This is a genomic window from Pseudomonas sp. SJZ074 (assembly GCF_007828215.1).
Lineage (GTDB): Bacteria > Pseudomonadota > Gammaproteobacteria > Pseudomonadales > Pseudomonadaceae > Aquipseudomonas.
On the sequence record NZ_VIUE01000013.1, the window covers coordinates 90488 to 110300 of the forward strand.

Below are 19813 nucleotides of genomic sequence, written 5' to 3' on the forward strand. Positions count from 1 at the left end.
AAAACTGTGGCTAGAAGATTTAGCTGACATGCACGGGCTCCCCCAGAAAACGCTCCGGCAGGTACGCTTGAAGGGCCAACGGCGAGGCTTCGTTGAACAGCTGCGCTACCAGCAAATCAGCCGTCGCGGGGGCCGTTGTGACTCCCAGTCCTTCATGCCCCACCGCCAGCCACAGACCCTTGCGTTGCGGGTGCTGTCCCACCAGCGGCAGGCCATCGGGGCTGGCGGCGCGCAAGCCGGTCCAGGCACGGATGCCGTTGAGCTGTGCCAGCCCGGGCATGTAGTCGACAGCGCGCTTGAGCATCTTCGCCAGCATCCAGCCTTCCACCTGCGGGTCGACGGTGCCGAACTGGCGCGAGGCGCCGATGAACAACTGCCCGGTGGGACGCGGCTGGATGTTGCAGGCCACCGATGGGCCGCTGGCGTTGTGAGCACTGGTGACGTAACCCAGTTCGACCAGGGTGTGGGTGACGGTGGCGGGGTAGCGATCGGTGATCAGCAGGTGGCCTTTCTTCGGCTCGATCGGCAGCTCCGGGCACAGTTCAGTGGCCTGGACTCCGTTGGCGAGGATCACCGCTTCGGCCCTCAACCAGCGCCCGTCGTCCAGGCGTACCCGCGGGCCGTCCACTTCGGCAACTTGCGCCCGTTGCTGGCGGATGTGGGGGCCGCCCAGCATCCAGCGCGTGGCGGCGGGGGCATAGAGGATGCCGTCGCCCTTGATCAGCAGGCCGCCTTCCAGGCCTTCGCGCAATTCGGGTTCGCGCTGACGCAGGGCCCCGCGTCCGATCAGCTCGCAGTCTTCTCCGTGGGCCAGCAGATTCAGGTATTTGCTGTTGGCGACCGCCATTTCCTCCGGATTGGCCGCCAGCCACAAGGTGCCGTTGTTGCGCCACCCACAGCCTTCGGGAAGAGCCGGGGCCAGCTCGCGCCAGCGCTGCAAGGAATATTGACTCAGGGCCAGTTCCGCCGGGTTGTCGTCCAGCACCAGCAGATGCCCCATGCCGGCCGCGGTGGCGCCGTGCCAGCCGGCATCGAGCACCACGACCTTCAAGCCACGCTGGGACAAGGCCCGGGCACAGGCCGCGCCGACGATGCCCGCACCGATGACGATCACGTCGGCGATCAGGCCCTCGGTCACAGTCGAATGCCCCAGGCGAACGGGTCATCCGCTTCGATGATCAGCGTGGCTTCGGCGCTGATATAGGCGCGGCCGCGAATCGTCGGCACGATGCGCTCGCCCGCCTGCTCATAAGAGCCTTCGAACTCGCTGCCGATCACACTGGCCTGGCGCCAGATCTGGCCGGGCTGCAGCTTACCGTCCGCGGCCAGGCACGCCAGCTTGGCGCTGGTGCCGGTGCCGCAAGGGGAGCGGTCGTAGGCCTTGCCGGGACAAAGTACGAAGTTGCGGCTGTCGGCTTGCAAGTCGTCGGCAAACAGCTCGATGTGGTCGATCAGCCCGCCGTCCTCGCCACGCAGGCCTTGCTGTTCCAATGCTTGCTGCACGGCGTAGGTGTAGGCGGTCAGCGCGTCGAGGTTGTCGCTCGCCACCCGTTGGCCGTGGTCGGCGATCAGGAAGAACCAGTTGCCGCCCCAGGCCACGTCGCCTTCCACCGGGCCGATGCCGGGCACTTCCAGGCGCAGTGCCTTGCGCCAGCGATAGGCGGGGACGTTGCGCACGCTGACCGAGCGATCCTCATGCAAAGTGGCCTGGACGGTGCCCACCGGGGTTTCGATGCTGTGTACGCCCGGGCCGATCCGCCCCAGATGAGCCAGCGACGCCACCAGGCCGATGGTGCCGTGGCCGCACATGCCCAGGTAGCCGCTGTTGTTGAAGAAGATCACCCCGGCACAGGCGCTCGGGTCGACCGGTTCACACAGCAGCGCGCCCACCAGCACGTCGCTGCCCCGGGGTTCCAGTACGCAGGCGGCGCGCCAGTCATCGTGCTGCGAGGCCAGGCGCTGCCTGCGCTCGGCCATGCTGCCCTGGCCGAGATCGGGAAAACCGTCGGTGACCAGTCGGGTCGGCTCACCGCCGGTGTGGGAATCGATCACAGTGATGCGCTTCATGGGGCCACGTCCGTTCAGATAAGTGAGCGCAAGCGTGGCCCGCAACAGGGGGCGGCGGCTTGATGGTTTTATCTGTCACCCATGACGAAATCGGCACAGTGCAGAGCCGTGATCATCAGTCGGAGGTGTCTCTCCACTGCCACTCGATGTATTCCGTATTGATGCCCAGGGCCTCGAACTTTTCCGCCACGTAGCGCAGGCAGGCTCCGCCGTCGGGGCGGTAATGCCCCGACGCATCGTTGACCATGGCAATGACGTGCTCCATGCGATGCTCCCTGATCCTGAATTCCCCGGCGCATATGACCGGCCTGCCGCTGCCGAGTTGGCTGTGCCGGATGTAGTTGGCCCGATCAGCATGTTCCCAGCGTTTATAAATGATGGAGTTTTCCGGGGTATACACCCAGGTGTAGCTGTTGGACTGGTCGTTGGGAGAGAGTATTTCGCTGGTTTGCGATTTCAGTTGATTGCCGATCAATTGGCCGTCCCACATCCCCACCAGTTGACCGACGCCGTCGATTTTCGACGGATCATAGCAACGCCAGTGCATGAGATCGCCAATGAAGGGCATCCACCTGATCGGGTAGGTCTGGGCGTTGAGGTCAATCGATCGCTTGTCGGAATTCATCCAATCGGAAAAATGCACATGGCCCGACCATACGGCGAGCAAGTGCGAGGATGAATTCCTGAGCCAACGGTGCACCTGCTTGAAGGACAGGTTGGTGTAGATGTCATTGGCCTTGATCAGTACGGAGTCCAGCTCCCAGTCATCGGTGGCGATCGGGTGGGCTTCGGGCCTCTGGTAGAAGGTCAGGCCGTCGATTTCGGACAATGAGATCCGGGGGCGGCCGAACAGTCTTGGCAGGTCGATCTCCACCGTGATGGTCTGCCCGACTCGCGGGGCTTCACAGAATAATTGCATCTGACTGAGAGGCCCCATGGACACATACAGGGTGTCGTCGGTGCCGGCCCAGTTTTCGTTGGTGATCGAGGCTGTCACAGTCAGGGTGTCTACAATGGTATCGGTCATGATTGAGGGGCATTTTGTCTCTGATTAAGAAGGCTCCGATTCTGCGGCCGCGTTGCTGGGCCCTGGTGGTACATATGTATATGCGCAAAAAAAAATGCCGGGTCGCTCAGCGGCCCGGCATTTTTTGAGCGATCAACCTCAATGGCTGGAAGGCAGGAACTCGAACAGCGTCTTGCAGACGCCGGCGATGTGCTCGTCCAGCAGTTTCACCGCCCGTTCGATATCACCGGCCCGGCAGGCATCGAGGATTTCCCGGTGCTCGTGATCGGCGCGCTCCTTGCCGGCCGACAAACTCATCTGCATGCGCAGGTAGCGCTCCAGCTTGTCGTGGACCGAGCGAATCAGGCTGACCAAAAAAGGCCGTTGTGCCGGCTCGTAGAGGCAGGCGTGCAACTGCCAGTTGAGTTCGGCCCAGCGCCCGACGTCATCCTCGCCGATGAACTCGCGACAAATGGCCTCGGCGCGAGCGAAGGTGTCTTCGGTCATGTTGGGAATCGCCAGGCGCAGCACCTTGTCCTCCAGCAACATCCGCACTTCGAACATCTGCGCCAACTCCACCTCGGACATCCGCGTGACCATCGCGCCACGATTGCGCTGGAACATCACCAGGCCTTCGGCCTCCAAACGCTTGAGAGCTTCACGCACGGGGATCTTGCTGACGTTGAACTGACGGGCGATATCGTCCTGGCGAATCGGCTCGTCCTCGGCAAAATGCCCGGCCACGATGGCCTCGCGCAGGTGCCGGGTGATGATTTCCGAAGTGGAAGGGGTGTTGCCCAGGTCAGGCAGTTTGAACTTGGATAAAGTCACGGCGGCGGGTCGGTTGCTGAGTTGGGGATATGGTATACGACTTGGCGGAGGTGGTGTCTCGGATCTTGACGCTACCCTCCCGACGAGTGAGCCCTTTGTGGCGAGGGGATTTATCCCCGCTGGGCTGCGAAGCGGCCCTAAAATCTGGCAACTCGAGGTAATCGGTTTGATCCAAGGGGCCGCTTCGCGCCCCAGCGGGGATAAATCCCCTCGCCACAAAGGGTTCCGTGTTCAGCCGTGGGATACGCGGATTACATACGCTTCTGTCCGAACGATGACCCACCCCGTCACCAACGCACCCAACGACAACGCCAGCCCGAACAGGACCAACGCCACATCGGCGCCAAACCGGTCAGCCAACAGGCCGGTCACCACCACCGGAATGCTGAACCCGATGTACGCGAACAGGAAGAACCCGGCACTGACCCGGGCCTTTTCCAGGCCGGCCATTGCGGTGATCGCCGAGAGCCCGCCCAGGTACAGAAAACCATAGCAGGCGCTGCTGGCCCCCAGCGCCCCAAGCAGCACTGCGATCAGCGAACCGCTGCTCGCGCCCCAGGCCAGCAGCGCATAGCTCAAGGGCAGCACCAGCAAGCCAAACCCGGTGGCCCTGGCCGGTTGCAGGCGACGCACCCAGGGCTGGAACAGCAGCCCGCAGCTGATCACGGTGAAGGTCGACAGGCCCGACCATTGCTGCAGATTGTGACGTGCCAGCACCGAGGGCAGTATCGCGATAACCAGGCCCGAGGTCGCCCAGGCCAGCAGCATGGAGAAGCCATAGGGCAAGCTGCCGGCGGGGAACAGCGGCAGGCGCAGCATCGGCGCCCGAGTTGTTCTGGCCGCAGGGTCCGGCAGCCTGGACACCACGATGAACGCGACAGCGGCCAGGCACAACTGCAACCAGAAACTGCCGGGCACCACGCTGTGGTGGACGGACAGGAACAGACTGGTCAACGCCGCCCCCAGGCCGAAGCCCAGGGAGGTGCTGGCGGTGATCCGATTGGCGGCGGAGCGGGTATCGCTGCCCGCCAGCAGTTCAGTCATGTAGGCCGTCGACGTTGCCGACGCCAGGCCCGTGCCCACCCCCATCATCAGCCGCGCCAGACCCAGCGCGACGAGGTTCGGCCAGATCGAGGTGATGACTGTCGCCAGCATCGACAAACCCAACGCAAGCATTATCAGCGGCCGGCGTCCTACCCGGTCGGCCAGCCCGCCGAAGGCCAGCAGCACCGGCAACACCCCCAGTACATAACATGAGAACGCCACCGCCGTAGCACCGGCCCCGTGGCCGGACGCCTGGGCGTAGGTGGTATAGAGCGGCGCCTGCAGGTTGACCGCCAGGGTGATCAGGCAAAGGCCGAAAGCCAGTCCCCATGAATGTCGATGCTGTGCGTTCAAGCGTGCTCCCCGAAAGTCGTCAAATGGCGTCTACGGGACTATCACTGCCGGGCTTCGCGGGAACAAGGAACAGGCCGAGGGGTTTTGTGATTAACTGTTCGCTCGAAATTGGAGAACACTTCAAGAGCCTCCGACATGGACCTGAATATCGACCGCAATGCCGCCGAGCCCATGACCCGGCAACTGATGACTCAGCTGGTGGGCTGGATCAGCAGCCATCACATCCGCCCCGGTGCCCGAATGCCTTCCATCCGGCAATTGGCCCAGGAGAATGATGTCAGCCTGTCATGTGTGATCAAGGCCTATGACCAACTGGTTGCCAGCGGGGTGCTGGAATCGCGGCATGGATCGGGTTTCTTTGTCGCCCAGCAGGTGTCCCGGCCCGTGGAGCCGGATGCTGAAACAAGCGAGGGGGCATGGACGTTATTCGACAACGAGTCCACGCTACTCAAGCTCGGCTGCGGCTGGCTGCCTGACTCCTGGCGCGACGACACCGATCTGGGTCAGGCGATCCGCCAGGTGGTGCGCAGCGACAACCACGCACTGTTCAACTACAGCACGCCCCTGGGCTCTGTTCCTCTACGCCAGCACATCCAGAAACGCCTGGGGCTGATCGACATACATGCCGATCTTGCGCAGATCCTCACCACCCAAGGCGCCAGCCATGGCCTCGACCTGTTGGTGCGCACGCTGCTCAAGCCTGGTGACCTGGTCCTGGTGGAAAGCCCCGGCTACTACAATCTGTTCAATCTGCTGAAGTTGCACGGAGTCAGGACCCTGGCGGTTCCGAGGGGCACCCAAGGGCCGGATATCACCAGCCTCGAGCGCTTGCTCGGCCAGTACAAACCCGTCTATTTCTTCATCAACAGCATGTACCAGAACCCCACCGGCACCAGCCTCGCGCCGAGCGTCGCGTATCGTCTGCTGCAACTGGCCAACCAACACGATTTGCGCCTCATCGAAGACGACATCTACGCTGACTTCCAGAATGGGCCGACGTCTCGCCTCGCGACCCTCGACGGTTTGGACCGGGTGATCTATCTGGCGAGCTTTTCCAAGACACTGTCCAGTTCGCTGCGCATCGGTTACGTGGTCGCTCAACCTGACATCATCAACCGGCTGGCCGAGGTCAAGATGGTGACCGGTATCGGCTGCTCGCTGTTGGCGGAAAATGTCGTGGCGACACTGCTCGCCAACGGGGCTTATCGCAAGTTGCTGCAACGCCTGCGCCAGCGTTTGAACAAGCAGATGGCGAGCACGCTGCGCCAACTTGACCAGGCGCACTGGGAGGTCTTCGCCGAGCCGACCGGGGGCCTGTTCGTATGGGCCAGGCCCCGGCATGTGGAGAGCGGACGGGTGCAGCAGATCGCCCGTGAAGCGCAGGTTCAGCTCTCCCAAGGCGCCAGTTTCATGCCGGCGAGGGAGACGTGTGACTGGTTGCGGCTGAACGTGGCTTTCGTCCAGGATATTCGGGCGCAGACGTTTTTTCGGCGGATAGAAGAGGCGTCGCTGGTGGGGCAGGCGGAACAGAGGAATGAAGCTGTTTGAGAGTTGGTCGGAATCTCGGACGTTTCCCGCAGGCTGTGACGTCTTTCGCTGACTGTACGGTGATGGGGTTCGCCGCTAAATTCTGTTCGTCGCTACCGATGTAGCGACCGGATGTGGAAGTCCGTTCTCTAGCTAAAGGCGCTAAGCGTCCATGAGCTGATGTTGACCGCTTTCTGTGTCAACATTGCGGCGTTATGGCAGCTTTGCGCGGGGCACTTTAGGGTGCGCCGGGTTCCTTTAGCCCCGGTCTTCCACACCCGCGTACGGCTGCCACCTTCATGTGGAAGTGAGGTTGGTGGTTAATTGAACTGCTAAAGGAGCTTCACCCATGAATCGTTACATGCCCATCACTGGGATCGAAAACAACTACCACGCTCTATTGATCGACACTGAGGCGCCGCTGGATGTGTTGCACGATACGGCGGCTTATCGAATCGCCGCAGTGACACAACTATTGGAAAATCTGGCCATGCGCTCGGAGATCAGCAGCGATGCAGTGATCCTGCATGACTTTGCCGAAGTACTGGCCATTCCCTTGCGCGATGGGTGCGATCTGCTTGATGTCATTGGTCGCCGATTGCATGCGATGGCCTCTGACCTGGAATAGGACCCGTCAGTTAAATCATGACCCTGTGGGAGCGAGCCTGCTCGCGATAGCGTCAGGTCAGTCGAAGAAAATATCGGCTGGAGGGGCCTCATCGCGAGCAGGCTCGCTCCCACAATGGGCTGTGGCGACTCCTACCACTTGCCCGTGCTCATCCCGCCATCCACCGGCAGTACCACGCCGGTCGTGAAATCGGCGCCTGCCAGATACAACACCGCCTCGGCGATTTCCCCTATGGTACCCACGCGGCCGGCCGGGGCCAGATTATTGAGGAATTCGCGATGGGCCGGATCATGCATCGGCGTGTCGATGATGCCGGGCGCGACGGCGTTGACCTTGATGTTGTGCGGCGACAACTCAAGAGCCAGGGCACGGGTCATCTGGTTGACGCCCCCCTTGATCAACACCGGCAGCGCGGCCGGCACCTGGATATTCGGCTGCAGGGCCACAGCGGCGGAAATGTTGATGATGAAACCCTGCCGGCGATCGATCATGTGTGCGGCAGCCGCCTGACTGGCGTAGACGAGTCCCTTGAGGTTGGTATCCAGCAATGACTCCAGGTCTTGGGGGCTGTATTCGATGAAGGGTTTGGGCAGGAAGAACCCGGCATTGTTCACCAGCCCGTCAACGGCGCCGAACGCTTCGATGGCTCTGCTGATGAGCGCGGTTGAAGTCGCCGGTGCGGCGATATCGCCGGCCACCCCGATGAAGCCGGCCGGATGACCGAGTCGCGCAGCGACCTGATCCAGCCCGGACTGGGAACGCGCGTTACCCACCACGTTATAACCCCGATCCAGAAACGCCTGGACCAGACCCAGGCCGATTCCGCTGGACGCGCCGGTGATGAGGACGGTTTTCTTGCTGTTCATGATTTGACTCCTGATCAAATTGAGTTGAACCGCGGCGCCGGTAGGCGCTGGTTGAGATCAGGTTATTGCTGCGCCTGGACTTGATAAATGGGGGTTCTGGTACTTGAGTTGATACCTGGTGTAATCAATCCTGTCTGAGACACAGATAATCAATGTGGGAGCGGGCTTGCTCGCGAAAGCGGTGTACCAGCCACATATCCATTGCTGACACACCGCTTTCGCGAGCAAGCCCGCTCCCACAGGGGCACGCACCAGACAGAAAAAAGCCCGGTCAACTGGACCGGGCCTGGAAAGGCAAACCCTCACTCTTTGGGAAGACTCCGATACTCCGTCGTCGTCATCCCCGCATAACCCCAGTTATCCGTATCGACTTCCTCGATCACGATATGGGTCAGGTGCGGATCCTTGCCCAGTACACGCTGGAGGGTCTCAGTGATTTCCGAGATGACCTGGGCTTTTTGTTCGCGGGTGACGCCGTCACGGGTAATCCGCACGTTAACGAATGGCATGTTGCACTCCTGCTGATGAGAAATGAGCGCGGGAAAATTCCTGCGCAACCGAAGTCCACTGTATTTATACGCCGCCGGCTGATAAACAGGCAGCTGGCATATTCAGTTGATACGCGGTGTAACGAATCATGAAGCGGCACTTTGAAGACCTGCAGTTGGGCAGCATAGAACTGTTCTGCCTGGCGGCCGAAGCGGGCAGCTTCACGGCGGCGGCACAGGTGGCAGGCGTGACCCCGGCGGCGGTGAGCCGTTCTATCTTTCGCCTGGAGGAACGTCTGGGTTCGCGCCTGTTCGTGCGCACCACCCGCAGTATCCGCCTGACCGACGCCGGCAAGACCTATTTCGAGCAGTGCCGGCAGGCGTTGACGCAATTGGTGGAGGCTCAACAGGAAGTGATGGGGGCGCAATCGGTGCCGTCCGGGCAACTGCGCATCAGCCTGCCTACTACCTACGGGCATCACCGGATCCTGCCCTTGCTGCCGGCCTTCCGTGCGCAGTATCCGCAAGTCAGCGTGGACGTGCACCTGAGCAATCGGAACATCGACTTCGTCGCCGAGGGCTACGACCTGGCGATTCGCGTGCGGGCCCAGCCGGACTCTTCGCTGATCGCCCGCTTGCTGGAGGACGCCAAACTGGTCGTGGTCGCGTCTCCGGATTACCTGAGCAAGGCTGGCACGCCGCAGACCCTCGAAGACCTGGGTGATCACGAATGCATTCAATTCGACTTGCCCAGCAGCGGCCGGCGGATTTCCTGGTTGTTCAATGTCGATGGCAAGGAGCGGGAGGTGTTCGGCCAGGGCAACTACTGCTGTTCGGACGATGTACTGGGCGGGGTGACACTGGCCAAGCATGGCGCGGGGCTGTTCCAGACCTACCGCTTCATCGTCGAGCAGGAACTGGCGGACGGGAGCCTGGTGGAAGTGCTGCAGCCTTTCAGTGGCCGCTCACGTCCCTTCACCTTGCTCTATCCCCATGGCCGCTACATGCCCCAACGGGTCCGCGCCTTCGTCGATTTCCTGATGCAGCAGCGGGAGCAGTGGGCAGGCATCTAGGTGCAATTGCTGTGGGAAGCCTGCTCGCGATAGCGTAGTAACTGGGCTGACGCCATTGCGAGCAGGCTCGCTCCCACATTGAGTTCAAGGCTGACCGCAAGATCACTGTCAGCCGACAAGCCCTGTGGGGCGATTAGAACTTGAACGCTTGCCGCCCGATCAGCAGCCACTTGCCATTTTTCTGCTTCTGCCAGATCTGGAAGTTCTCGATTTCCGTCGGCACGATATCGGTGCCCTTGATCGCCTGGGCCGAGAAATGGTTGCGCACCAGGGCGGTGTCACCTGAGAGGGTGATTTTCTGGTTCTGCATTTCCAGGGTCTTGAACGCACTCTTACCGGTCTCGATGTCAGCGATAAAGGCCTTCTTGTCCTGAATATTCCCACTGGAATGCCCGTAGGTCAGGTTCTCGGCGGCCAGGGCCTGAAGCTGGGGGATGTCCTTGTGCAGCATGGCCTGGGTCAGGTGATCGACGGCCTGGGCCACCTCTTGTTCGGCGGATGAAGTGGCCGCCGCTGCGTAACCGCTGAACAGGCACAGGAAGCTGATGGCCAATGTCGCTTTTTTCATGGGGTGTTTCCTTGTTGTTGTAAGTATGAGGAAATGAGTGCTTCCAAATGCATTCATCTGTCATCGTACAACTACTTTGGCGTGGCGGGAACAGCTGAGTCGCTGGATCCCCTCGCCACAAATGCGTAATCGACAAAATACTTCGGCAGACAACGCATCAAACTCCCTCGCGGACCGCCCCGCGAATCCCTTCCAGCAACATGGTAAACGCCGGATTGTCATTGTCCTCGCGCCACACCAGATGCAACTCGCTCTGTACCCCTTCACCCAGATCGATCTCGCGAAACACCACCTGCTTGAACACCACGCTGGTGGCGCAACGCGGCACCAGCGCCAGGCCCATGCCGGCGTTGACCAGCGCCAGGATTGTCAGTGACGACCCCAGCCATTGCACGAATTGCGGCGCGACCCGGGCCGAGCGGAGCATGCCGGTGAGCAATTCGTTGAAGGGTGGGTAGGCGGAATGGGAATACATCAGGAACGGTTGGGCATCCAGATCCTGGACGCGCACCGTGTCGGCAGTCGCCAGCGGATGTCCGGCGGGGACTGCCAGCACGAAGGGTTCGCGTACCAGGCATTCGGTGGCGTAGCCGGTTTCCAGTAGCGGCGAGCGGACAATGCCCAGGTCGATGCGCCGCGCGCGCAAGGCTTCATGCTGCTGGTAGGTGTTCATCTCCGAAAGGACGATTTTTACCTGGGGCTGTTTCAGCCGCGCCTCGGCGATGACCTTGGGCAGAAACTCATAGACTGCGCTGCCGACGAAGCTGATGGTGACCGAGCCGATGTCGCCCTGGGCGAAGCGCCGGGCGGCCGTGGCGGCTTGTTGCGCCTGTTCCAGCAGGTTCTGCGCCTCGATGAAGAACGCCCGGCCGGCGGCGGTGAGGGCCACGCTGCGGGTGCTGCGGGTGAACAGTTCGACACCCAGGTGATGCTCCAGCAATTGGATCTGCCGGCTCAGCGGTGGCTGGGTCATGTTCAACCGCTCGGCGGCGCGGCGGAAATTGAGCTCCGTCGCGACGGTGGTAAAGCAGCGCAGTTGGGCCAGTTCGAACATTGATTCAATCCAGGTATCAATCAAGTGCCAAGTTAGATTAGACGGGAACAATACACCCCGTCCATCATCGAGCCGTTCCCCACAAAAACAACGATTGGGAGGCTCCCTTGAATAACGTACCGGACTCCACGCATGACAGTACCCTGGCGCGCGCCGCGGCCAAGGTCAAACGTCATGTACTGCCCCTGGTGGTGGTGATGTTCATCGTCAACTACATCGACCGGGTCAACATCGGCTTCGTGCGCAGCCACCTGGAAACCGACCTGGGCATCGGTGCCGCCGCCTATGGCCTTGGCGCCGGGTTGTTCTTCGTCGGCTACGCGCTGTTCGAAGTGCCGTCCAACATGTTGCTGCAACGCTACGGTGCCCGCGCCTGGCTGACGCGGATCATGTTCACCTGGGGCGCGGCGGCGATGGCCATGGCCTTCGTGCGCGGCGAAACCAGTTTCTACGTGCTGCGCTTCATTCTCGGCGCGGCGGAGGCGGGCTTCTTTCCCGGCATCATCTACTACTTCACCCAGTGGCTGCCGGCCAACGAGCGCGGCAAGGCGATGGCGATCTTCCTCAGCGGTTCGGCCATCGCTTCGGTGATTTCCGGGCCGGTGTCCGGTGCCCTGTTGCATGTCAGCGGCATGGGGTTGCATGGCTGGCAGTGGATGTTCCTGATCGAAGGCTTTGCCTCCATCGTGCTGTGCGGGTTTGTCTGGTTCTGGCTGCAATCGCACCCCAACCAGGCCAAATGGCTGAGCGCCGAAGAGAAAGCCGTGTTGACCGTCACCATCGCCGAAGAACAACGGGCCCGGGAAGCCGCCCAGGTGATCAAGCCGTCGATGTTCAAGCTGCTCGCCGACCGGCAGATCGCGCTGTTCTGTTTCATCTATTTTTCCATCGCCCTGACGATCTACGGCGCCACGTTCTGGCTGCCGAGTATGATCAGGAAAATGGGCAGCCTGGGGGATTTCCAGGTCGGCTTGCTCAACTCCATCCCATGGATCATTTCCATCGTGGCGATGTACGGTTTCGCGGCCCTGGCCGGCAAATGGAAGTTCCAGCAGGCGTGGGTGGCGGCTACCCTGGTGATTGCGGCGTTCGGCATGTTCATGTCCACCACCGGCGGGCCGGTCTTCGCCTTCGTCGCCATCTGTTTCGCGGCCATCGGTTTCAAGGCCGCGTCGGCGCTGTTCTGGCCGATTCCCCAAAGCTACCTCGACGCCCGCATCGCGGCGGCGGTGATTGCTCTGATCAACTCCATCGGCAACCTTGGCGGCTTCGTCGCGCCGACGGCGTTCGGTTTCCTGGAGCAGACCACCGGCTCCATCGAGGGCGGCCTGTATGGCCTGGCGATTACCTCGCTGGTCGCCGCCGTGGTGATCTTCTTCGCCCGTACCTCACCGGGGCGCGACACGCCCAACTCATTGTCCGGCAAGCGTGAAATCGTCGCGCAGGCCCATCCATCGGAAAACACCCAAGCCCTGAACCCTGGCCCATCGGGAGCCGCTGTATGAAGATCAAACGCGTCACCGTCACCCCCATTGCCTTTCGCGATCCGCCATTGCTCAACGCCAGCGGCATTCATGAGCCGTTTGCGCTGCGCTCGATCATCGAGATCGAGAGTGACAACGGCTACATCGGTCTGGGCGAGAGCTACGGCGATGCGCCGGCCCTGGCGATCCAGCAGCAATTGCAGGACCAACTGATTGGCCTGGACCCGTTCAACCTCAACCAGTTGCGGAGCATCGTCCAGGCCACCGTCGCCGCGCAACGGCCCGCCAGTGTCGCCGGCGCCGAACTGGCGCCGGGCTCCCATGCGAGCAAGGCCGTGAGCAACGCCTACTCGGCATTCGAAGTGGCTTGTCTGGACCTGCAGGCCCATTACCTCAATGTACCGCTGGTGGATCTGCTGGGCGGGGCGATTCGCGAAGAGATCCCGTTCAGCGCGTACCTGTTCTTCAAGTACGCCGAGCACATCGATTCGCCGTATCCGCCGGACAGTTGGGGCGAGGCGCTGACCGAACAGCAGATCGTCGCCCAGGCCCGGCGCATGATCACCGACTACGGTTTCAAGAGCATCAAGCTCAAGGCTGGCGCACTGGAGCCGGAACATGAAGTGGCGTGCATCAAAGCGCTGAAACGCGCGTTTCCCGGCTACCCGTTGCGCATCGATCCGAACGCCAACTGGTCGCTGGAAACCTCCATTCGCATGGCTGAGCTGCTGGGCGATGACCTGCAGTATTACGAAGACCCGACGCCGGGTTTGGAGGGCATGTCCGAGCTGCACAAGCGCACCGGCCTGCCGTTGGCGACCAACATGGTGGTCACCGATTTCGACGAGTTCCGCCGCAGTGTCGCGCTGAACAGCGTGCAGATCGTATTGGCCGATCACCATTACTGGGGCGGCCTGCGGGACACCCAGGCGTTGGCGAAAATGTGCGACACCTTTGGCCTCGGCGTATCGATGCATTCGAACTCGCACCTGGGCATCAGCCTGATGGCCATGGCCCACGTAGCGGCCGCGGTGCCGAACCTGGACTATGCCTGTGACACCCATTACCCGTGGCAGGAGCCGGATGAGGAGGTGATCAAGGGCGGCAAGCTGCCGATTGTCGATGGCTGCGTGAAGATTACCCGGGCACCGGGACTCGGGCTGGAACTCGACCGGGATCAACTGGGCATGTTGCATGAACAGTTCCTGCGTTGCGGCATTCGCCAGCGCGACGATGTGCGGCAGATGCAGCGCTACCGGCCGGACTGGAAGACCGTCAAGCCGCGGTTCTGAGTTCAGGTCGAGGGGGCCTGCTGCGCAGGCCAGCGGGAGCAAGCTCCCTCGCCACGGGTGGACATCAATCTTGTGGGATAGGGTTGGGCCCGAAGTATTGCTCCCCCGAGCACCAGGGTCGTACACCGAAACTGTCGCTCCAAACCCGCGCCACCAAAGCACCCGCCAATTGCCTCCAAGGCAGCGTATGGCGGGGCCTGTAGCCTTTCGATAATCGCCTCCGACATCCCGTCCCCTGTTGCGGAGCGCGCCATGCACAACAATAAAAATACCCGTCGCCGTTTTATGCCTGCGGTCATCGCCAGCCTCTCGACCCTCGGCCTGACGTCGTGGGCCCAGGCTGAAATCATGCTGTACGACAAGGACCAGACCACCTTTTCCACCGATGGCTACATCAACGCCTTCTACGTCAACAGCGACGTGGACCGGGCGGGGGATCAGTTCGACCGGCGCCAGGCGCGGGTCAAGATGGGTTTTCTGCCCAACTACCTGGGCTTCAACATGAGCAAACAGGTCGATGACCTCAAGCTCGGCGCCCGCGCGTCGTTCTGGGTGACCATCAACGACAGCGAGACCAACGGCACCGACACTGCCATCGACGTGCGCCAGTTCTACGGCACCGTCGCCAACCCGGAGTGGGGCGAGGTGTTGATCGGCAAGGACTTCGGTCTGTTCGCCCGTTCCAACATTCTGCTCGACGAATTGCTCGCCGGCTATGGCCAGGTCAGCGACACCCTGGGCCTGGTGGACGGCGGTGGCGTGTCGTTCGGCAACATCGGCAGCGGCTATCCCTATCCATTCCCGACCTCGCAGATCACCTATCGCACCCCGGTCATGGACGGGCTGCGGGTGGCAGTGGGGATCATGGATCCGGTGGACACCAACGACAACAGCGCCACCGGCAAGGCCTACCAGGAAAACCCGCGCACCGAGAGCGAGATCACTTACCAGTTCGACCTCGGCGGCGCGAAGATCTACAGCTGGCTCAACGGTAGCTACCAGACCTCGGACAACACCGATTCCACTGTCGAATCGGTGACCTCCAAAGGCCTGGGTTATGGCGTGCAGGCGAAGATGGGCGGCCTGTCGCTCACCGGCTCCGGGTTCCAGGCCAAGGGCATCAATCCGTTCTTCACCAACAACGCCGGCGAAGCCACGTTGCGCAACGTCGACAGCAAGGGCTATCTGTTGCAAGGCTCGTACAAGCTGGGCAAGAACCGCCTGGCGCTGTCCTATGGCAAGACCGATGACGACGGCAACGGCGTGGTGGGCAGCGGTGCCGATTACGAAACCCGCGGCATTGCGCTGTTCCATGACGTCAACGATAACCTCAAGCTCGTGGCCGAGTACAACCAGTTCGAAATCAACGGCCACGATACCAGCGCGCAGAATGAAGACACCGATACGTTTGCGGTGGGGGCTGTGTTGACCTGGTAGTACCTATGGCAACACAACCCCTGTGGCGAGGGGATAAATCCCCTCGCCACAGGGGTGTTCCAGTTCTGGTTCAGGCATGTTTTGTGGTGGCCCCAGCCGTGCGCATCGCGGCCCGGGCCGCCACCGTTCTCATCCCATGGAAGCGCACACCCGCTACCCAAGTAGCATTCGTGGGCCCGGCGCGGCTTCGTACACTCAAGGCTCCTGTCACGGAGGCGAAGATGCAGCAGGCCCAGAGCGAAGGCGTGGTAAGCGCGATGTCCCAGGCAACGGATGTCGAGCAAGTGGCTCAGGAACTGGCGCGGCAGTTGCTGCATCCGTACCTGGGCTTCGTGCTGTTTTTCTGTTCCGCCGAATACGATCTGCCGGCCTTGGGCCAGGCACTGTCCCGGAGTTTCGGCGGGATTCGCCTGGTGGGTTGCACCAGCGCCGGGGAAATCACCGCCCAGGGTTATGGTCGCAACTGCGTGAGTGCGGTGGGGTTCGACCACCGGCACTTTTCCATTGCCGCCGAGTTGATCGGCGAAATGGGCGACTTCAGCCTGATCGACGCCCAGCAGATGGTCGAACGCCTGGCGAGCGGCTGCCGCAGTAATGCCCTGGCACCGATCAAGGGCCACAGCTTCGCACTGACCCTGCTCGACGGCCTCTCCAGCCGCGAAGAGATGGTGCTCGCGGCGCTGAGCGCTGCCCTGGGCGACATCCCGCATTTTGGCGGTTCGGCCGGCGACGACAACTACCTGACCCACACCCACGTGTATTTCGAAGGCCAGTTCCATAGCGGCGCGGCCGTGGTGGTGCTGATCAATACCTGGTTGGAATTCGAAGTGTTCACCACCCATCACGTCCTGCCCCGGGAAGAGAAACTGGTGGTGACCGGCGCCGACAGCACTTCGCGCCGGGTTTATGAGCTCAACGCCGAACCGGCCGCTGAGGAATACGCACGGCATATCGGCGTGCCGGTGAGCGCCCTCGACTATCGGGTGTTCGCCGCCCATCCGTTGGCGGTGCGCATCAACGACCAGTATTACGTGCGGGCCGTCCAGCAGGTGCACCCGGACCTGAGCCTGAGTTTCTACTGCGCGGTGGAGAACGGCATCGTTCTCACGGCCATGACCCCGGGCCCCTTGCTGAACAACCTGGAAAACCTCTTCGACGGCTTGCAGGCGCGTCTCGGCGATCTGTTGCTGACCATCGGCTGCGACTGTTTCCTCAGGCGTCTGGAGCTGGAAGACCGCGGTGGCCTGGAGCAGATCGGCCAGTTCTTGCGCAAACAACGGGTGATGGGTTTCAACACCTATGGAGAACAGTTCAATGGCATGCACATCAACCAGACCTTTACCGGAGTTGCCATTGCCCGACATCGCGTCCCCGGCCATCGCTGATCTGCAGGCGCAGATTGCCGGACTGCAGCACGAAAACCACAAACTGCGGCGCATCAATGCTGCGCTGATCGAGCGGGTGGAGTCCGGTGTGACCCGGGGCAGCGACCCGTATGCGGCGTTCCAGCATTCGGTGGTGCTGGCCGAGCAGGTGCGCGAACGCACCGATGCGTTGAACCAGGCCATGGCCGAGCTCAAGGCCGGCAATCATTTGCTCGGTGAGGCCCGGCTGCGGGCGGAAACGGCCCATCGGCACCTGATCGACGCCATCGAGAGCATTTCCGATGCATTCGTGCTGTTCGACGCGCAACAGCGCATCGTCCTGTTCAACAGCCGCTTCAAGGCATTCTGGGCCCACAGTCGGGTGCGCATCATCGCCGGGATGCGCCTGGGCGAGGTCAAGCGCCTGATGACCGCCAACGGACTGTTCAGCGAGGAAAACCGCGGCCAGGATGATGAGCATGTGCTGTATCGCCTGCAGAACGGTCGCTGGTTGCAGGTCAGTGAGCGGCCGACCCAGGAGGGTGGACGGGTGATCCTGTTCACCGACATCACCGACGTCAAGCTCAGTGAAACCGTGCGCCGCGAGCAGGCCATCGCGCAGAAGTCCCATCTGTTGCAGCGTGCGGTGGACAACCTCTCCCAGGGCGTGGCGATGGTTAACGCCCAGGGCGTGCTGGAGTTGTGGAACCGGCGCTTCCTGGAACTCAGCGGCCTGGCCCCGGTGGCGGCCCACCGACCGTTCAACGAAGTGATTGCCGACAGCGAACTGCAACTGTTGACCCCGGCCAGCCGCGACAGCAACGGTCGATTGATTCATGAACGCGAGCAGCGCCTCTCCGACGGACGGGTCCTGGAAATCCGCACCCATCCGTTACCCACTGGCGGCTACGTCAACACCTTCACCGACATCACCGAGCGCTATCAGCACGCCGAGGCGTTGAGCGAAAGCGAGCGCTGGATCCGCCTGATCACCGACCATGTGCCGGCACTGATCGCCTACCTCAATGCCGACCTGGTCTACGAATTCACCAACAAGGTCTATGAACAGTGGTATTGCTGGCCTCGTGGCGTGATGCTCGGCCAGAGCCTGCGCGAAGCCCACAGCGAGCAGCATTACCAGCGCCTGGAAGCTTACGTGGCCCGGGCCCTTGCCGGGGAGAGCGTGACGTTCGAGTTCGCCGAAACCAACATCAACAACCAGGAACGCTACATGTTGCGTTCCTACGTGCCGAACCGCCTGGCCAATGGCGAGGTGGTGGGGATCTTCGTGCTGATCCGCGACATTACCGAACGGCGCCGCACCGCCGAGGCGTTGCACCAGGCCTACCAGAACCTGGAACAGCGGGTTCAGGAGCGCACGGCGGAACTGACCACCCTCAACGAACAGTTGCTGCGCGAGATCGACGAACGCAGCCGCGTGGAACTGCGCCTGCGCGAAGCCAAGCGCGAGGCCGAGCAGGCCAATCTGTCGAAGACCAAGTTCCTGGCGGCGGTCAGCCACGATCTGCTGCAACCGCTCAACGCCGCGCGATTGTTCACCAGTGCCTTGCTCGAACGGCGTGAGCCGGTGGCGAATGCTCACCTGGTGCGCAACGTCAGCAATTCCTTGCAAGACGTGGAGAACCTGCTGGGTACCCTGGTGGACATCTCCAAGCTCGATGCGGGGGTGATCAAGGCGGACATTGCGCCGTTCGCCCTCAGCGAACTGCTCGGTAACCTGGCCGCCGAGTACGTCCAGGTCGCCCGCAGTGAAGGGCTGACGCTGCGCTTCGTGCCGTGCTCGGTGCTGGTGCGCAGTGACATGCAGCTGCTCGCCCGGATTCTGCGCAACCTGCTGAGCAATGCCATCCGCTATACCCCCAGCGGTCGGGTGGTGCTGGGGTGCCGGCGCCAGGGGCAGCGAGTGTCGATCCAGGTCTGGGACTCCGGTATCGGCATCGCTGAGGAGCGCCTGGAAGAAATTTTTCAGGAGTTCAAGCGCGGCGATGTGCAGCGTCCCGACCAGGATCGCGGGTTGGGCCTGGGCCTGGCGATTGTCGAGAAGATCGCCGGGATCCTCGGCCATCGGATCCAGGTGCGTTCGTGGCCGGGCAAGGGCTCGATGTTCGCCATCGACGTCCCGCTGAGCGCCACTGCGCCCAAGCCGGTGCCGTGCGTGGACATGAGCGAGCCGATGCTCGAGCGCTTGCGCGGGGCGCGGATCTGGGTGCTGGATAATGACGCGGCGATCTGCGCGGGGATGCGCACGTTGCTGGAAGGCTGGGGCTGTCGGGTCGTCACTGCGCTGTCGGAGCAGGACCTGGCGCGCCAGGTGGACAACGACCACGCCGAGGTGGACCTGTTGATCGCCGACTATCACCTGGACAACGATCAGAACGGCGTCGACGCCGTGGCCCGGATCAACGCCCGGCGCAAGTCAGCGATCCCGGCCATGCTGATCACCGCCAACTACAGTAACGAACTCAAGCAGCAGATCCGCGAGCGCGGGCATACCCTGATGCACAAGCCGGTAAGGCCGATGAAGCTGAAGATTGCGATGAGTCATTTGTTAGGCGGGCCCCAGAGCCACTAAGCCGAACCCGTTGTGGGGGGGGGGGGAGCGCCCCCCCCCCCAACCCCCCGGGGCGGAGATGTAGCCCCCAAACCCCCCCCGGTAGGCCCCAAAAAAAAATAAACCCCCCCGGGGATGGAGTGCACCCCCGGGGTGGA

17 protein-coding genes are annotated in these 19813 nt (G+C 62.1%); 8 read left to right on the top strand and 9 right to left on the bottom strand.

From position 1 onward, the window contains the following. Positions 1-19 precede the first annotated feature (19 nt). The 5 genes from FBX99_RS15460 to FBX99_RS15485 all read right to left on the bottom strand — a co-directional run bounded on the left by FBX99_RS15460 (position 20) and on the right by FBX99_RS15485 (position 5302). The gene (locus tag FBX99_RS15460) at positions 20-1138 is read right to left on the bottom strand and encodes an FAD-binding oxidoreductase (protein WP_144929360.1); all 1119 of its coding nucleotides are present in this window, start codon (positions 1136-1138) and stop codon (positions 20-22) included. Beyond that, positions 1135-2067, bottom strand: a complete 933-nt coding sequence (locus tag FBX99_RS15465) for a 4-hydroxyproline epimerase (protein ID WP_144929358.1) — start codon at positions 2065-2067, stop codon at positions 1135-1137. The genes FBX99_RS15460 and FBX99_RS15465 overlap by 4 nt, the downstream gene beginning before the upstream one ends. 115 nt (positions 2068-2182) lie before the next feature. Further along, positions 2183-3094 carry a hypothetical protein gene (locus tag FBX99_RS15470; protein ID WP_144929356.1) on the bottom strand — a complete coding sequence of 304 codons (912 nt, stop codon included), beginning with the start codon at positions 3092-3094 and terminating at the stop codon, positions 2183-2185. Positions 3095-3232: 138 nt separating this feature from the next. Beyond that, complete coding sequence (locus FBX99_RS15475) at positions 3233-3904, bottom strand: GntR family transcriptional regulator (protein WP_144929354.1); 672 nt, start codon at positions 3902-3904, stop codon at positions 3233-3235. 231 nt (positions 3905-4135) lie between these two features. Beyond that, complete coding sequence (locus tag FBX99_RS15485; RefSeq protein ID WP_144929352.1) at positions 4136-5302, bottom strand: MFS transporter; 1167 nt, start codon at positions 5300-5302, stop codon at positions 4136-4138. Positions 5303-5437: 135 nt separating this feature from the next. Between FBX99_RS15485 and FBX99_RS15490 the strand changes: the two genes are divergently transcribed. Both FBX99_RS15490 and FBX99_RS15495 read left to right on the top strand, forming a co-directional pair. Continuing rightward, on the top strand, positions 5438-6850 hold the full coding sequence (locus tag FBX99_RS15490) for a PLP-dependent aminotransferase family protein (RefSeq protein ID WP_144929350.1): 1413 nt from the start codon (positions 5438-5440) through the stop codon (positions 6848-6850). 328 nt (positions 6851-7178) lie between these two features. Then, the gene (locus FBX99_RS15495; protein ID WP_144929348.1) at positions 7179-7457 is read left to right on the top strand and encodes a hypothetical protein; all 279 of its coding nucleotides are present in this window, start codon (positions 7179-7181) and stop codon (positions 7455-7457) included. Between the two features lie 131 nt (positions 7458-7588). On the opposite strand, the gene FBX99_RS15505 is transcribed toward FBX99_RS15495, so the two are convergent. Together FBX99_RS15505 and FBX99_RS15510 are read right to left on the bottom strand one after the other, a co-directional pair. Beyond that, positions 7589-8323, bottom strand: coding sequence for an SDR family NAD(P)-dependent oxidoreductase (locus tag FBX99_RS15505; RefSeq protein WP_144929346.1), 735 nt, complete (start codon positions 8321-8323; stop codon positions 7589-7591). A 302-nt stretch (positions 8324-8625) separates the two neighbouring features. Next, positions 8626-8832, bottom strand: a complete 207-nt coding sequence (locus tag FBX99_RS15510; protein WP_025213530.1) for a 4-oxalocrotonate tautomerase family protein — start codon at positions 8830-8832, stop codon at positions 8626-8628. A gap of 128 nt (positions 8833-8960) precedes the next feature. Between FBX99_RS15510 and FBX99_RS15515 the strand changes: the two genes are divergently transcribed. Continuing rightward, on the top strand, positions 8961-9884 hold the full coding sequence (locus FBX99_RS15515; RefSeq protein WP_144929344.1) for a LysR family transcriptional regulator: 924 nt from the start codon (positions 8961-8963) through the stop codon (positions 9882-9884). 133 nt (positions 9885-10017) lie between these two features. Here the strand turns inward: FBX99_RS15515 and FBX99_RS15520 are convergent, their stop codons facing one another. Beyond that, positions 10018-10452: a nuclear transport factor 2 family protein gene (locus tag FBX99_RS15520; RefSeq protein ID WP_144929342.1), complete on the bottom strand. Its 435-nt coding sequence runs from the start codon at positions 10450-10452 to the stop codon at positions 10018-10020. A gap of 157 nt (positions 10453-10609) precedes the next feature. Beyond that, entirely contained in the window at positions 10610-11506 is an 897-nt protein-coding gene (locus FBX99_RS15525; RefSeq protein ID WP_144929340.1) for a LysR substrate-binding domain-containing protein, read from the bottom strand. Between the two features lie 107 nt (positions 11507-11613). Here FBX99_RS15525 and FBX99_RS15530 point away from each other — a divergent pair, with 107 nt between their 5' ends. The 5 genes from FBX99_RS15530 to nahK all read left to right on the top strand — a co-directional run bounded on the left by FBX99_RS15530 (position 11614) and on the right by nahK (position 19676). Next, a complete protein-coding gene (locus FBX99_RS15530; protein ID WP_144929338.1) occupies positions 11614-13011 on the top strand; it encodes an MFS transporter in 1398 nt (465 codons plus the stop codon). Then, on the top strand, positions 13008-14282 hold the full coding sequence (locus FBX99_RS15535; protein ID WP_144929336.1) for a glucarate dehydratase family protein: 1275 nt from the start codon (positions 13008-13010) through the stop codon (positions 14280-14282). Before FBX99_RS15530 ends, FBX99_RS15535 begins: the two co-directional genes overlap by 4 nt. A 252-nt stretch (positions 14283-14534) precedes the next feature. Beyond that, positions 14535-15719 (top strand): porin, encoded by a 1185-nt coding sequence (locus tag FBX99_RS15540; RefSeq protein ID WP_144929334.1) that lies wholly within the window; start codon positions 14535-14537, stop codon positions 15717-15719. A gap of 221 nt (positions 15720-15940) precedes the next feature. After that, positions 15941-17104: a nitric oxide-sensing protein NosP gene (gene nosP / locus FBX99_RS15545; RefSeq protein WP_144929459.1), complete on the top strand. Its 1164-nt coding sequence runs from the start codon at positions 15941-15943 to the stop codon at positions 17102-17104. Further along, positions 17034-19676 (top strand): hybrid sensor histidine kinase/response regulator NahK/ErcS', encoded by a 2643-nt coding sequence (nahK, locus tag FBX99_RS15550; protein ID WP_144929332.1) that lies wholly within the window; start codon positions 17034-17036, stop codon positions 19674-19676. Before nosP ends, nahK begins: the two co-directional genes overlap by 71 nt. The last annotated feature ends 137 nt before the right edge of the window (positions 19677-19813 follow it).

Bases quoted from the DNA above. Each gene is read 5' to 3' on its own strand.
- FBX99_RS15540 (WP_144929334.1), top strand. From the start codon at position 14,535: ATGCACAACAATAAAAATACCCGTCGCCGTTTTATGCCTGCGGTCATC.
- nosP (WP_144929459.1), top strand. From the start codon at position 15,941: ATGCAGCAGGCCCAGAGCGAAGGCGTGGTAAGCGCGATGTCCCAGGCA.
- FBX99_RS15515 (WP_144929344.1), top strand. From the start codon at position 8,961: ATGAAGCGGCACTTTGAAGACCTGCAGTTGGGCAGCATAGAACTGTTC.
- FBX99_RS15495 (WP_144929348.1), top strand. From the start codon at position 7,179: ATGAATCGTTACATGCCCATCACTGGGATCGAAAACAACTACCACGCT.
- FBX99_RS15490 (WP_144929350.1), top strand. From the start codon at position 5,438: ATGGACCTGAATATCGACCGCAATGCCGCCGAGCCCATGACCCGGCAA.
- FBX99_RS15470 (WP_144929356.1), bottom strand. From the start codon at position 3,094: ATGACCGATACCATTGTAGACACCCTGACTGTGACAGCCTCGATCACC.
- FBX99_RS15505 (WP_144929346.1), bottom strand. From the start codon at position 8,323: ATGAACAGCAAGAAAACCGTCCTCATCACCGGCGCGTCCAGCGGAATC.
- nahK (WP_144929332.1), top strand. From the start codon at position 17,034: ATGGCATGCACATCAACCAGACCTTTACCGGAGTTGCCATTGCCCGAC.
- FBX99_RS15465 (WP_144929358.1), bottom strand. From the start codon at position 2,067: ATGAAGCGCATCACTGTGATCGATTCCCACACCGGCGGTGAGCCGACC.
- FBX99_RS15520 (WP_144929342.1), bottom strand. From the start codon at position 10,452: ATGAAAAAAGCGACATTGGCCATCAGCTTCCTGTGCCTGTTCAGCGGT.
- FBX99_RS15510 (WP_025213530.1), bottom strand. From the start codon at position 8,832: ATGCCATTCGTTAACGTGCGGATTACCCGTGACGGCGTCACCCGCGAA.
- FBX99_RS15535 (WP_144929336.1), top strand. From the start codon at position 13,008: ATGAAGATCAAACGCGTCACCGTCACCCCCATTGCCTTTCGCGATCCG.
- FBX99_RS15525 (WP_144929340.1), bottom strand. From the start codon at position 11,506: ATGTTCGAACTGGCCCAACTGCGCTGCTTTACCACCGTCGCGACGGAG.